The sequence below is a fragment of the Devosia sp. 2618 genome (genome assembly GCF_040546815.1).
GTDB lineage: Bacteria > Pseudomonadota > Alphaproteobacteria > Rhizobiales > Devosiaceae > Devosia.
The window spans coordinates 376,892-390,166 of record NZ_JBEPOO010000001.1 but is presented as its reverse complement, the minus strand read 5'-3'; the positions used below and the strand labels follow the sequence as shown (position 1 = coordinate 390,166).

Here is a 13,275-nt window from a genome sequence, read left to right as displayed (position 1 = left end):
GAGCCGAAAGGCTGACTCCCTCGGCTCAGCGGCCGGATGCAGTCACGGCCCGACCGGCGTAATATCCGACAGCGGCTTGAACAATTGCCAAGGCAGCGAGAAGCGCGAGGGATGGGGTCCAGCTTCCAGATAGGTCGTGCAACAGGCCGAAGCTGAAGGGGCCTGTTGCAGCGAGGATATAGCCGAGCGATTGCGCCATGATCGACAAGACGGCGGCTTCGTGGTGGTCGGCCGCGCGCAGGCCGATGAAGGAGAGCGCCAGGGTCAGGCAACATCCGCCACCCAGACCGAGCAGAACCATCCAGAGATAGATCGCGCTTGGGACGGCGAGGTAGCCCAGCATTCCGACTGCGATGGCGAGCGATGCTAAAGCTGCAAAGAGGCTCTGGTTTCGCAGCCGCCCGATGATGACCGGCACGGCGGCGCTGACGGCCAGGGCCACCAGTTGATATGCGGTCAGCATCCATCCCGAAGCTGCGGGCGTGAAACCCTGTCCCTGCAAAATGGTGGGGAACCAAGAGATGATCACGTAAAACAGCAGCGACTGTAGCCCCATGAATCCTGTCACAGCCCATGCGACGCTTGAGCGCCAGAGGACAACCGGCGCGGCATGAGCCGCGTGATGGTGGTTGGGGACCGCACGAAAAGCGCGCGGCATCCAGGCTATGGCGGCGATCAGCGCAGGAATTGCCCAGATGGCGAGGGCCGAGCGCCAGCCACCGGGAAGAAAGCCCGCCAGCGGAATGGCAAGCCCCGATGCAATCCCTGCCGTCACGCCCAAGGACACTGCGTAGATCGAGGTCATGCCGTGGACGCGGTGCGGGAAGTCGCGCTTGATGATGCTCGGCACCAGCACGTTGCCAATCGCAATCCCGGCGCCAAGCAAAAGCGTGCCGCCAAATAGCGCTGCAACCGAGCCAAGTGACCTGATGGCCAATCCGGTCACGAGCATCAGCAGCGCGGCGAACAGTACTCTATCCGCCCCGAAGCGCCGCGCAAAATGACCCAGGGGAGCGAACAGACCGAGCGCCAGCAAGGCCAGGCTGTTGAGCAACCCGGCTGCGGAGAGGGTAATTCCGGCGTCCTGACGGATCTGCTCGAGAAGCGGGCCGACTGTGGTGAGTGCCGGGCGGAGGTTCGCGGCTGTCAAAACGATCAGAAAAGCCGACGCGGAAGACGCAACGGCAAGGGTGGTACTCTTGTTCACGGTGACCGATCCAAAATGGCGCGGTTCGGCTGTTCACCGCATCCGCCTGCAGATTGTCCAAGCTTAGGGCTCGATAATCTGGCAGGATACGAGGTATTCGGACAATCAATCTCCAAAAACAGACATACCACGACCCATGGCCGTTCAGTTTGACGTCTTTGCCCCCGACCTGATGAAGGCGCCCTTGGTTGCTCTGCACGTCACGATGACGGAGGCCGAGGCGGAAATCCCGCTGCATCGCCATCCAAGCGGCCAGATCATCCTGGCGCTTCGCGGGGCGGTCATGTGTCAGGTTTCGGACGCGCTGTGGATGGTGCCGCCTGGATGGGCGGTTTGGATACCGGGCAATATCGAGCATCGGTGTCAGGCGACGATCAATGCCGAAGTCTGCTTCCTGCTGGTCAAGCCCGACGCGGCAAACCTTCCCAACCAAACCTGCACGCTGGAAATGTCCTCACTGGTGCGGGACCTGATCCTGTTGCTGGCCAATGACCTGGAGGTCAGTGACCGCAGCGAAGCGCATATGCTGGACGTCATGAAGGTGCTGGTTGGCGAGCTGGAGCGACTGCCGATTGCCGACCTTCAGCTACCTATCCCATCGCATCCCAAACTTCGCAGCATCGTCGACGTTTTGACGGACAATCCGGCCGACCGCCGAACTGTGCAGCAGTGGGGAGAGTATCTGGCGATGAGCGAGCGCACGCTGGCGCGCCTGATCGTCAGAGAAACCGGCATGAGTTTTGGCGAATGGCGGGCGCAACTCAAGCTTCTCATTGCGCTCCGGCAACTGGCAGCAGGGGCTACCGTTCAACAAATTTCCGATGATCTCGGCTATCAGTCGACGACAGCGTTCATCACCGCTTTCAAGAAGGTGATGGGGGTAACGCCGTCAAAATACTTCGAGCGGAGGTGACCCCGGCATGGCCCCCTGCCTTAGTCCGCGACCACCCGCAGATCCTGCCACACATCCTCGACGACCTGATTGTACCGCACTGCCGATTTGACCTCGACGCCGAGGCCGAGTTCGGTGGCGGTCAGGCGGCCGGTGGCGGCGAGGAGGGAGAACGTGGCGATGACTTTGTTGGAGGAGGCGTTGATCGAGCCTTCGCGGGCGGCGGTGAGTTCGGCTTGCGAATTGAGCACATCAAGCGTGGTGCGGGAGCCGAGATCGCGTTCCTGAATGACGCCATCGAGGACGACGCGGCTGGCCGAGACGGCCGAATTGGCGGCGGCGATCTGGGCATCAGCGCTCTGGATGCCGGCCCAGGCAGAGATGACCGCCTGACGGATCTGGTCATAGGACGACATGGCCGTCACTTCCGATTTTATCTGTGCGATATTGGCCTTGCGCACGCTGGCGCCGATGGCGCCGCCGGCATAGATCGGCACCGAAATCTGAAAGCCCAGGCTACCGCGAACAACGTCCGGCGACTGGCTGCCGCTCGATATGCCGGTCCCCAGCGAGCCGGTGACGGTGGCGGTTGGCCCGAACGCGGCTTGCGCGGCATCGCTGCCGGCTTGGGCGGCGCGAATGGCGGCCTTGGACATCAGGATGGCTGGATGGCGGACTTCGGCTTCACTGATGGCGGCCTGCAGGCTGGCCGGGATCAGCCGACCGTAGTTGTGGGTGGCGTCCAGCGTTTGTGGAGCCATGCCGACATAGCGCTGGAACGTCGCCTGGCTGATTTCGAGGCTATTGACCGAGGCCCGATAGGCCGCATCGCCCTGCGCCAGCCGCGCTTCAGCCTGCGCCACATCGATGCGCGTGCCCTCGCCCACATCGAGCCGGTCGCGCGCCGACTGCAGCTGCGCGCGGAAGAAATTGAGATTGTCCTGACGGAGAGCCACCAACTGCCGGTCGGTCAGCACCGACATATAGGCCTGAACCACCGATAGCAGAACGTTCTGCTCGGTATTGCGGATCTGGTATTCGGCAGCTTCGGCGCCGGCACGGGCCTGTTCGATTTCCGCTTCGGTCTTGTAGTTGTCAAAGATGGTCTGGTTGTAGCCGAGGCCGACATTGAGCGCGGTGGTATCGGTGGAGAAGCCGCCACCATTGGTCCAGCTATAAGTGCCGCCCACCGACGCGCCGATGGTGGGGCGCTTGCCAGATTGTGCCAGCGCCACGTTTTCGGCCGATGCCTTTGCCTCAAGCAATGCCGCCTGCAGGTCGGGCGCGTAGTCATAGGCAATGGTTAGAGCCTGGGTAATGGACTGCGCATTGGCAGACGAAGCGGCACCAAAAGTGACGAGTGCAAATACGCTCAATGCGCAACCAAGGCTCAGTTTCATTACAGGTTCTCCAGCGCGTTGCGGTCGGCAACGGCATCTTCGATGGTGTTGGGTTCTTTGATGAGAAGCGTGTCGAGGATCGAAACGACGAGTGCCGCCGCGATGGTCCCCATGATGGTCAGCGCGGCGCGCTGCAGGAAGGCAAAGCCGGGTTCGGATGTGGTGAGCGCACTGCCCACCAGCGAGATCATCACCGATGCCGCATCCTGATAGGCCATGGCCGGCAGGCGTCCGGTCTGCATCCTGTGGCCAAGCCAGACAGTGGCCAGAAACAGCAGGCACATCAGCACCGCCAGATGACCGGCAATGGTCATGGTGGTAAGAATGAGCATGGCCAGCGTGCCGCCCAGCAGCACCGAGAACGAGCGTTGCCCGGCCTCCTGCCAGATCGAACGCCGCGTCGAGTGCACCAACACGAACATGCCGGACACGGCCAGCATCAGGTTCGATGAATCAAGGATGGTGTAAAGAAAGAGCGCATAGCCCAGCATCACCGCCGTGCGGATCGCCGCGCGCGTGCCCCAACCATAGCCGAAGGCGGGCGCTGCATCATCGACATGGGTTTCCTGCGTTTTGGGCGGCAACAGCATGTAGAGAATGGGGATGACGAAAGCCGAGCACAGCGCTGCCTTCGTCATTTCGGTGCGCAGATAAGCCATTGCCGGATAGGAGCTGAGCCCCATGATCGACATCAGCACGCCCGCGACAATGATCAGCATGCCGAAGGCCGTGCCGGTGCGCTGGATGATGTAAAAGGCGAGAAAAAAGATCACGCCCATGACGATGACCAAAACGCTGGGCATGCCCTGCAGCATCAGCACGATGCCCGACATGATCCAAAGCGCGCCGCCGAACACGATCGGCGCCGCGAACACGCGGCCCGGATTGAACGCCTTGCGGTTGCCCGCCAGCAGCGAAAACATCAGGGTCGGATAGATCATCGGCAGCGGCGATTGTAGCAACAGCGCCATGACGAAGCCGATCAGCGGCATCAGCCCGACGCGCACTGCAAACAGCGGATCATCATCTAGCTCTGGGCGGGGCGCGATAAACATGGCCGGTCAGTAGAGGTAGGAGACGTAGGACGAGACGGTCTGCATAAAGCTCGCCACGGCCGAGATCGGCGAGTTGCGATCACCGGCAAAGACCAGCGCGCTGGCCATCGAGCCGACGCGGACATTGCTCGGCCACTGCTGCGTTTCGGCCAGCTCGATATGGACGGGAATGGTGCGGGCGGGCTCGAACCAGCGGTTCATCGCCTGGTTCTGTGGCAGGCCATTGGCTGCGGTGCGGCCCGGATCGATGCCCCAGGCAATGCCACGAACGCGACCGTCAAAAGTCTTGCCAGGCACCGCGTCAAACAGCACACGAGCCTCATCACCGACCTTGACGTTGGCCAGCTGGTTTTCGCGCATGTCGACGACAACCCATAGGCTGTCGCTTTCGATAAAGGTCAGCGCAGGCGTGCCGGCATTGACGAACTGGCCCGGTGCCAGCTTGAGATTGGTCACGACGCCACTGGTGGGCGCAACGACGGTGGCGAACGAGCGGTTGAGGTGGGCCTGTTCGACCTGCACCTGCGCCGTTTCGACCTGCGGATTGGCTACACCATCCGCACCGGCGCGAAGAATAGCGCTATCAAGTTCGGCCTTAGCCGAGGCAAGACCCGCTTCAGCGGACGCCAGCTGGGAATTGGCCGCATCGACCGATGCCTGCGAGGTGAGGCCGCGCTCGAAGAGGTTGATGGTGCGCTCGGTGGTGCCCCGCGTGCCGTCGAGCGCGGTCTGCGCCTGATTGACCTTGGCTTCGACCGAGGCCAGCGAGATGACGCCGGCGCCGACTGTCTGTGTCACCTGCGCCAGATTGGCCTCGGCCTGCCGTACGGCCAGATCGAATGGCGATGCATCGAGCGTGAACAGCGGCGTGCCCGCCTCAACGAACTGATTGTCGGCGACGAGCACCTGGCTAACCTGCCCGGCGACGCGCGGCGCGATCAAGGCGGTCAGCGCCGTAACGGAGCCCGTGGAGCTCGATGGCACCAAAAGGTCGGTCGCCACATGCCAGGCCATGGTCGCGCCCAGCACGAACAAAATGAACAGCCCCGCCTTGCGCGCAGCGCTCTTGCGCTTCTTCTGTGGTTGCTCTGCCGGCTGCTCGACCACAATCACCGGCTCGACATTGCCCGGCCCGGCTGCCACTGGTGGCGCTGGAGTTTCAGTGACTTCGGGTAGCGTACGAACCGGCGCCGTCAGGGTGGCTTCCCCTGCCGTTTCCAACTTAGTCTGCGTCATTCAAGGAACTCCAAACTTGCCGAACTGGCAGGATCATATTACATCGACTGCCATATAACTTGATGATCGAGATAATTGATGACAGAACAACCGTCAAGCATATACTCTCCGCGGGAGCAGGTCTTGCGAGGTATCCAGATGGCGTTGCGGGAGTTAGTCGACGCGACGGAAACGGCGCGCGGGCGGGCGGCAAAGATGCAGAACCTGCATCCCACCGACATGGCTTGCCTTGCCTATTTGCAGCGGGTCGGCCGGCCGATCAGTCCCAAACAGATCAGTACGCATCTCAACCTGACCTCCGGCTCGGGCACCGCCCTGCTCGATCGGCTCGAAGCGGTTGGCTATACCCGCCGCCTGCCAAACCCTGAGGATCGCCGCAGCATCCTGATCGAGCTGGACGTCGAAAAGGCCAAGGAACCGCTGGCCCGGCTGGCAAAGTTCGAAAAGAGCTATCTGGCGCTGACCGAGACATTCTCCGAGCGGGACCTGTGGGCGATTTCCAAGTTCCTCGACGAGATGAATGGTTTTGCCAAACAGATGGCCGAAAGCTAGGCGCACCGCCGCGCATGGCATGCATCGCGCTCATGCTGAAGCCAGAGCCTTGCTCGGCTCGCCGGCCAGCGGCAAGGCGATCTCAAACACCGCGCCACCGCCCTCGATGCCGCTGACCGAAACGTGGCCATTGTGCCGCCGCACGATGTCTCGCACGAGGTTCAGGCCCAGCCCTGCGCCGTGCTGGAGTGGCGCGACCCGGTGGAAGGGTTCAAAGATTTCCGCCCGGTGTTCCTGGTCAATCCCCGGCCCGGTATCGGTGACGCTCAGTCGCCCGTCACTGCCGACATTGACCGCAATATCGATATCCTGACCGCCGTGGGCGATGGCGTTCTGGATGAGGTTTGTGATGGCACGCGAAAGGGCGCCGCTATCGCCCATCACCATGACCGACTTGGCCTCGGCCTCAAATGACACCTCATCGCCTGCGGCAATGGCCAGTGGCGCCAGGTCTGATGTGACCTGCGAGGCCAGTTCTACTAGATCGAGTTTTTCGAAAGGCTGCGGCGACAGATCCATGCGCTGCAAATCAAGCAGCTGATTGGCCATGCTGCCGAGGCGCGCGGCATCGAGCAGCAGCAGACGGCGTTCTTCCGTCTCGGGCAAGAGTTCCAGCCGCGTCTGCAAAATGGCAATCGGCGTGCGCAATTCGTGCGCAGCGTCGGCCATGAACCGATGCTGCCGCTCCATGCCTTCGTCGAGCCGCTGCAAGGCCTGATTGATGGCGCTAACCAGCGGGTGCAACTCGGTCGGCACGCTGGTCGAGGTCAGCCGCACGCCGCGCTGATCGACGTTGATAGTGTCGGCTTCCGCAGCGATGAGCTCCAGCCCGCGCAACTGCCGCCGCACGATAAAGGGGATGATCAGAATGGATGCGATGGTGAGGAACCCGAGCAGGCCCAGGAAGAACGGATTGGACACCGCAATCCAGATACCGCCGAAGCCGAGCTTTGGGCCACCACCGGTGATGATCCACAAATGTCCGGCATCGCTGACATGCTGGCGAATGATCGCGGCAGGCGCATTTGGATTGCCCACATCGGCGATGTTGGCCAGATTGATGCGCGAGAGATTGTCGGCCATCAGCCCGATATGATCGGGGATTTTGCCCATTTCGGTGGCAGTGCCATCGACGTCCGCGGCGAAGAACCAGAAATCCGGGTAGTCGGCCGCAATCCCAGACAGCTTTTTGGTGGGAACCACCGCCAGCGCCCCATCGGGCGTGCGCTCGACGGAGCGCGCAATGTCGTCGACCACCGAACCATCCAGAACCTGCTCGGCAACGATCAGGTTCATGATCTGGACGGCCGCAACCAATGCAAAAGTCAGCAGCACCAGCGCCTGCATGATCACCATGCTGCGCGTCAGGGTACGGCGGAGCGACTTTGGCTTGCGATGCTTCACGGTGCGGTCCTCAGCAGATATCCAAGGCCGCGAATGCCGTGGATTTCGACGCCCGCCCCGGCCAGTTTCCGGCGCAGCCGCGAGATGTGAGCATCCAGCGTATTGGAAGCGATCTCATCGTCAAAGCCATAGACGGCCTCTTCGAGCGCGCTGCGCGACACGGTTCGACCGGCGCGACGGACGAGAATTTCCAGCGCCAGCAATTCGCGACGCGTCAACTCAAGCGGCTCGCCGCTGACCGTTGCGGCGCGCTCGGTCAGGTTGAAATGCAGTTTCCCGATGGTGACGGTGCTATTGCCCATCTGGGTTGGACGACGCATCACGGCACGCAACCGTGCCAGCAATTCATCGGTCGAAAACGGCTTGGCGAGATAATCATCGGCACCATTGTCGAGCCCGGCCACCCGATGGTCGGGCGAGCCGAGCGCCGAGAGCACGATGATCGGCAGTCCGGCCTGTCCGCGCCGCAGGATGGGAATGAGCGACAGCCCGTCGCCGTCGGGCAATTTACGATCCAATAGAACCGCGTCATGCACTCCGCTCAGGGCCGCTTCTTCAGCGATCTCCAGCGTGGGCGCATGGTCGACCACAATATCGTGCCGACTGAGCGCCGCTGTCAGCACCCGAGCCATGTCCATCTCATCTTCGACCAGCAATATGCGCATGCAAGTGTCCTTATCGATGACTGGCACTCTAGCGATCAACATTGCCGCTGCATTGCGATCGCCCCCGTAACGTTCACGCAATCCACTGACATCATTGATGCTGCCAATTGGCCCCGCGACGGGGTGAATGCCATTCATGAGGTCTCCCGTTGGATAACGCTACAGACAAAATCGAGAGCATCCCCACCAAGTCCGGCAAGAAAGCCTGGTTCTGGTCCGCCGCTAGTCTGGCCGTTCTGGTCGGTCTTGGCCTGGTGTTTCTCAGCAATGAAACACCATCCGCGCCGCTGGCTGCCACGGTATCGACCCCTACCGTCGAGCGCGCCATGCGGCTGCATCCCGTCGAGATCGTTCTGGTCGAGCCACGCCAGATCCAGGAATATGTCCGGGTGAGCGGCACCATCTATCCATTGCAGGAAGCTGCGATTGCGTCACAGGTTTCTGGCCTTGCGGAAACCGTCGCGGTCCGCCCAGGCGATCATGTCGCCGCCGGCGATCTACTGGTCGAAGTCGGCACCACCGATCTGCAGCTGCAGCTCGACCAGCAGCGCGCCACCATGGCGACGACCATGGTGCAGTTGCAGGCCGCACAGGCTCTGCTCGACCGCACGCAACTGCTGGCCGACAAGGGCCTTTCCGCCCAGACCGCGCTCGACAATGCGCGCGCCGAGGTTGATCGGCTGACCGCCACCATCACCTCGCAGCAGACGCAGGTCACGCTCGCCGAGACCAATCTGCGCCGCGCCCGCGTCGCCGCGCCGTTCGCCGGCACGGTTTCGGCCCGCAGCATCGAACCCGGCCAGATCGTCAATCCCGGCACCACCATGCTGTCGCTGGTCGATCTTTCCTCGGTGCGTGTCGAAGTCATTGTCGGGCTGAGCAGCATCGGCAAGGTGCAGCCCGGCCAGGCAGTAAACCTCACCGTCCCCGGCATGCCCAACACCCTGTTCTCGGGCGTGGTCGACCGCATCAGCCCAGTCGCTGAAGCCGGCACGCGCTCGATCAAGGTTCACCTCACGCTCGACAATGCCGAGGGCAAGCTGCGCGGCGGCATGTTCGTCACCGGCGAAATCGTCGTGCAGCAGGCCAACGACGTGCTGGCCGTGCCAACCGCCGCCGTGCAGAGCCGCGATGATGAGCGCTTTGTCATGGCCGTGGTGGACGGCGTGGTGCGCGAACGCGCCATCGAAGTCGGCTCCGGCTGGGAAGGCGGCAGCATGCTCGAAGCCCGCACAGGGCTGGCGGCCGGCGACACCATCGTCGCCACCAAGCTGTCGGGCCTGCGCGATGGCGCATCCGTCATCATCGAGGCGAACTAAACCATGTTTTTGACAGACATCAGCGTTCGCCATCCGGTTTTCGCTACCATGATCATGGTGGCGATCATGGTCTTTGGCATCAGCGCCTACCAGAGCCTGCCCATCGAACAATATCCCGACGTCGACTTCCCCGTTGTCGCCGTGCTGACGCCCTATACCGGCGCTTCGCCCGAGGCCGTCGAATCCGAAATCACCCGCCCCATCGAAGAAGCTGTCAACACGCTGAGCGGCATAGACTCCGTCACCTCGACCTCGAGCGCCGGTCACTCGACCGTCATCCTGATGTTCACGCTGGAAACCAATTCTTCGACGGCCGCGCAGGACGTGCGCGACCGTCTCGCCGCCATTGCCAGCTCGCTCCCTTCCAGCGCCGACACTCCACAGGTGCTGCGCTTTGATCCGACATCGTCGCCGATGATGTCGCTGGCACTGAGCAGCTCCACCCATTCGGTGGTCGACCTCACGCGCGTAGCCGACGACATCGTTTCGCCTGCCCTCACCGCCATTTCCGGCGTCGGTAGCGCCACTGTGGTTGGAGGTCTCGACCAGCAGGTTGACGTCGCCATCGACCCCGCCTTGCTCAATGCCTATGGCATCGGCGTCAGCGACGTGATCTCGGCGCTGCAGCAGGACAATCGCACCATGCCCACCGGCACCGTCATCAACGGCATGCTGGTGCAGACCATTCAGCTCAATACCGAAGTTACCTCGCTCGAGGGTTTTCGTGACGTCATCGTTGCCGTCCACGGCGCCGAGACCATCAAACTGGGAGACGTCGCCACCATTACGCTCGGCCCCTCCGACACGCAGGGCCTCGCTTTCCGCGATGGCCAGCAGGCGCTCGCCATCGACATCGTCAAGATCCAGGGCGGCAATACCGTGGGCATCGCCCATTCCATCGAAAAGGCCATTGATCGCCTCAACTCCGGCGGCAACCTGCCTGACGGCGTCACCATCGACATTTTGCAGAACAGCGCCGAACCCATCGAGAACAATTTTGAAGTCGTGCAGGCAACGCTGATCGAAGGCGCCATTCTCGCCGTCGTCATCGTGTTTGTGTTCCTCAATTCGTGGCGCTCGACCATCATAACCGGCCTGACGCTACCGATCTCGATCATCGGCACACTGACCGTGGTCAGCATGCTCGGCTTCACGCTCAACACCATGACCATGCTGGCGCTGACCCTGTCGGTCGGCATCCTGATCGACGACGCCATCGTGGTGCGCGAAAACATCACGCGCCATTTGCATATGGGGAAATCGCACTTCCAGGCGGCGCTCGATGGCACCAAGGAAATCGGCTTTGCCGTGCTGGCAACGACGCTCTCCATCGTCGCAGTGTTCATGCCGCTGGCCTTCATGGATGGCATTATCGGCCAGTTCTTCATGCAGTTCGGCGTTACCGTTTCGGTCGCCGTGCTGATCTCGCTGTTTGTCAGCTTCACCCTCGACCCGATGCTGTCGAGTGTCTGGTATGATCCGGCATCGGAGCCCAATGCAAAGCGCGGCCCGATAGGCCGCACCATTGCCCTGTTCGAGCGTGGCTTTGAAAAGCTGGCCAAGGGCTATACCAAGGTCCTCAAGTGGTCGCTGCGCCACCGCATCATCACCATGGTCGTTGCCATGATGTCGTTCTTTGGTAGCTTCCTGCTGTTCCCCATGATCGGCGCCGAGTTCATGCCGGCCACCGACCAGAGCGAAATCCAGGTCAGCATCGAAACGCGCCCCGGCTCGTCCATCGACTATACTGCCATCAAGGCCCATCAGGCCGAAGCGCTGCTCCGCGCCATGCCGGAAGTCTCGAGCACCTATACCACCGTCAATGCCGGTCGCTCGGCTGGCGAAAACCGCGCCACCATCACCGTGTCGCTGGTGGGCCCGGCCTCGCGCGCTTTGTCGTCCCAGCAAATGACCGCACCGATCCGCGAAGCGCTGTTGACCATTCCGGGTGCCGATTTCAAAGTCTCGGCCGGTGGCGGCCTTGGTGGCGGCAGCCCCATCCAGGTCAAGTTGATGGGCGAAAACCTCGAGGATCTGGCAACCGCCGCCAATGCTCTCGCCGACAAGATGCGCGACATTGATGGCGCGGTCGATGTGCAGGTCAGCCTGCAACAGGCCCAGCCCATGCTCGACATCATCCTCGACCGACAGGCTGCGAGCGACCTCGGCGTCGGCATCGCGGCCACCGGCTCGGCGCTGCGTGCCATGCTGGGCGGCGAAACGGCATCGGAATGGACCGACGACCGCAATGACCGTCTCGACGTGGTCGTTCGCCTGCCCGAGGCCATGCGCCAGGATGTGGACGCCGTGGGCAGCCTACCCATCGCGCAGAACCGCTCCAGCGCCACGCCACTGGCCATCACGCTTGATCAGGTCGCTGAAGTCCGCCCAACGGTTGGCCCCAGCGAGATCAACCGCGAGAACCTGACCCGTCAGGTCAGCGTCTCGGCCAATGTCGAAGGCCGCATCCTCGGCGACGTCAGTGCCGATGTGCAGGCGGCCGTCGCGGCGCTCGACCTGCCGCCCGGCATCGTCCTGTCTGAAGGCGGCGACACCGAAATGCTGGCCGACACCATGGGCAGCGTCGGCTCGGCGCTCCTGTTGGCGATCATCTTCATCTATCTGGTGCTCGCCAGCCAGTTCGGCAGCTTCCTGCAGCCGCTCGCCATCATGTCGGCCCTGCCGCTATCGCTGATCGGCGTGATGCTGGGCCTATTGGTCGGCGGTTCGACGCTGAACATGTATTCCATGATCGGCTTCGTCATGCTGATGGGTCTGGTGGTGAAAAACGCCATCCTGCTCGTCGACAACGCCAACCAGCATGTTCGCGCCGGCTCATCGCTGATTGATGCCCTGATCGAAGCGGGCGAAACCCGCTTCCGCCCGATCATCATGACTACGCTCGCTATGATCTTCGGCATGCTGCCGCTGGCACTGGCCCTGCACGAAGGCAGTGGCCAGAACGCCCCGATGGCCCACGCGGTGATCGGCGGACTGATCAGTTCGACGTTGCTGACACTGGTCGTGGTGCCGGTCATGCTGACCTATACCGAAGCGCTGGGTCGTTTCGCCCGCCGCTTCCTGCCCAAGTCGCCGGATCATCACCACGCCGAAACGGCAGAACCGGCGCCCAGCCACTAACCTCAATCTCCCACCGCCTTTGACCTCCTCGGCGGCCGGAGAGCTTGGCACCCATCGCAAGGTGGGTGCCATTTTTTTGCAGGAGCCATTCGCGTAATGCTGGCACAATCTGGGGCGTCGATTGTGTGGCGGTAAGATAAAGAGGACCCGCCATGAAGCCGCTCACCATCGCCGCCTTGCTCGCCGTCGCAAGCCTGACCGCCATGCCCTCCATTGCCATGGCCGACACCATTCACGGCCGGTCCGAAAGCGCCATCGAGGCGAGCTTGCGGGGTCAGGGGCTTGATGTGATCAGCGTCGAGCAATGGGGCCAGAATATCCGCGTCTATGTCGCGGCCGAAGATGGCAAGACCGCCATGCAACTGGTCGACGCCAGGACGCTGCAGCCGATCTCCTGGTAGCCC

General features: G+C 62.4%; 11 protein-coding genes. 5 read left to right on the top strand and 6 right to left on the bottom strand.

Going from position 1 to position 13,275, the window contains the following annotated elements; translation table 11 throughout:
• Positions 1–25: 25 nt before the first annotated feature.
• Positions 26–1,207 carry a CynX/NimT family MFS transporter gene (locus tag ABIE28_RS01870; RefSeq protein ID WP_354059601.1) on the bottom strand — a complete coding sequence of 394 codons (1,182 nt, stop codon included), beginning with the start codon at positions 1,205–1,207 and terminating at the stop codon, positions 26–28.
• A 136-nt stretch (positions 1,208–1,343) separates the two neighbouring features.
• Here ABIE28_RS01870 and ABIE28_RS01865 point away from each other — a divergent pair, with 136 nt between their 5' ends.
• The gene (locus ABIE28_RS01865; RefSeq protein ID WP_354059599.1) at positions 1,344–2,120 is read left to right on the top strand and encodes an AraC family transcriptional regulator; all 777 of its coding nucleotides are present in this window, start codon (positions 1,344–1,346) and stop codon (positions 2,118–2,120) included.
• A gap of 20 nt (positions 2,121–2,140) precedes the next feature.
• On the opposite strand, the gene ABIE28_RS01860 is transcribed toward ABIE28_RS01865, so the two are convergent.
• The 3 genes from ABIE28_RS01860 to ABIE28_RS01850 are packed head-to-tail and all read right to left on the bottom strand — an operon-like array spanning position 2,141 to position 5,790.
• A complete protein-coding gene (locus ABIE28_RS01860) occupies positions 2,141–3,499 on the bottom strand; it encodes a TolC family outer membrane protein (protein WP_354059598.1) in 1,359 nt (452 codons plus the stop codon).
• Positions 3,499–4,554: a hypothetical protein gene (locus tag ABIE28_RS01855; protein ID WP_354059596.1), complete on the bottom strand. Its 1,056-nt coding sequence runs from the start codon at positions 4,552–4,554 to the stop codon at positions 3,499–3,501. Before ABIE28_RS01855 ends, ABIE28_RS01860 begins: the two co-directional genes overlap by 1 nt.
• A 6-nt stretch (positions 4,555–4,560) precedes the next feature.
• Positions 4,561–5,790: an HlyD family secretion protein gene (locus ABIE28_RS01850; RefSeq protein WP_354059594.1), complete on the bottom strand. Its 1,230-nt coding sequence runs from the start codon at positions 5,788–5,790 to the stop codon at positions 4,561–4,563.
• Between the two features lie 138 nt (positions 5,791–5,928).
• On the opposite strand from ABIE28_RS01850, the gene ABIE28_RS01845 reads away from it, so the two are divergent.
• On the top strand, positions 5,929–6,342 hold the full coding sequence (locus ABIE28_RS01845) for a MarR family winged helix-turn-helix transcriptional regulator (protein ID WP_354059592.1): 414 nt from the start codon (positions 5,929–5,931) through the stop codon (positions 6,340–6,342).
• A gap of 30 nt (positions 6,343–6,372) precedes the next feature.
• On the opposite strand, the gene ABIE28_RS01840 is transcribed toward ABIE28_RS01845, so the two are convergent.
• Positions 6,373–7,746: a sensor histidine kinase gene (locus ABIE28_RS01840; RefSeq protein ID WP_354059590.1), complete on the bottom strand. Its 1,374-nt coding sequence runs from the start codon at positions 7,744–7,746 to the stop codon at positions 6,373–6,375.
• On the bottom strand, positions 7,743–8,411 hold the full coding sequence (locus ABIE28_RS01835) for a response regulator transcription factor (protein ID WP_354059588.1): 669 nt from the start codon (positions 8,409–8,411) through the stop codon (positions 7,743–7,745). Before ABIE28_RS01835 ends, ABIE28_RS01840 begins: the two co-directional genes overlap by 4 nt.
• A gap of 149 nt (positions 8,412–8,560) precedes the next feature.
• Between ABIE28_RS01835 and ABIE28_RS01830 the strand changes: the two genes are divergently transcribed.
• The 3 genes from ABIE28_RS01830 to ABIE28_RS01820 all read left to right on the top strand — a co-directional run bounded on the left by ABIE28_RS01830 (position 8,561) and on the right by ABIE28_RS01820 (position 13,272).
• Positions 8,561–9,730: an efflux RND transporter periplasmic adaptor subunit gene (locus ABIE28_RS01830; RefSeq protein WP_354059586.1), complete on the top strand. Its 1,170-nt coding sequence runs from the start codon at positions 8,561–8,563 to the stop codon at positions 9,728–9,730.
• A gap of 3 nt (positions 9,731–9,733) precedes the next feature.
• Positions 9,734–12,871 carry an efflux RND transporter permease subunit gene (locus ABIE28_RS01825; protein ID WP_354059584.1) on the top strand — a complete coding sequence of 1,046 codons (3,138 nt, stop codon included), beginning with the start codon at positions 9,734–9,736 and terminating at the stop codon, positions 12,869–12,871.
• A gap of 152 nt (positions 12,872–13,023) precedes the next feature.
• On the top strand, positions 13,024–13,272 hold the full coding sequence (locus tag ABIE28_RS01820; protein WP_354059582.1) for a PepSY domain-containing protein: 249 nt from the start codon (positions 13,024–13,026) through the stop codon (positions 13,270–13,272).
• Positions 13,273–13,275: the final 3 nt, after the last annotated feature.

Excerpts from the sequence above, each read along its gene's own strand:
- ABIE28_RS01860 (WP_354059598.1), bottom strand. The coding sequence starts at position 3,499 with ATGAAACTGAGCCTTGGTTGCGCATTGAGCGTATTTGCACTCGTCACT.
- ABIE28_RS01825 (WP_354059584.1), top strand. The coding sequence starts at position 9,734 with ATGTTTTTGACAGACATCAGCGTTCGCCATCCGGTTTTCGCTACCATG.
- ABIE28_RS01835 (WP_354059588.1), bottom strand. The coding sequence starts at position 8,411 with ATGCGCATATTGCTGGTCGAAGATGAGATGGACATGGCTCGGGTGCTG.
- ABIE28_RS01855 (WP_354059596.1), bottom strand. The coding sequence starts at position 4,554 with ATGTTTATCGCGCCCCGCCCAGAGCTAGATGATGATCCGCTGTTTGCA.
- ABIE28_RS01850 (WP_354059594.1), bottom strand. The coding sequence starts at position 5,790 with ATGACGCAGACTAAGTTGGAAACGGCAGGGGAAGCCACCCTGACGGCG.
- ABIE28_RS01845 (WP_354059592.1), top strand. The coding sequence starts at position 5,929 with ATGGCGTTGCGGGAGTTAGTCGACGCGACGGAAACGGCGCGCGGGCGG.
- ABIE28_RS01820 (WP_354059582.1), top strand. The coding sequence starts at position 13,024 with ATGAAGCCGCTCACCATCGCCGCCTTGCTCGCCGTCGCAAGCCTGACC.
- ABIE28_RS01865 (WP_354059599.1), top strand. The coding sequence starts at position 1,344 with ATGGCCGTTCAGTTTGACGTCTTTGCCCCCGACCTGATGAAGGCGCCC.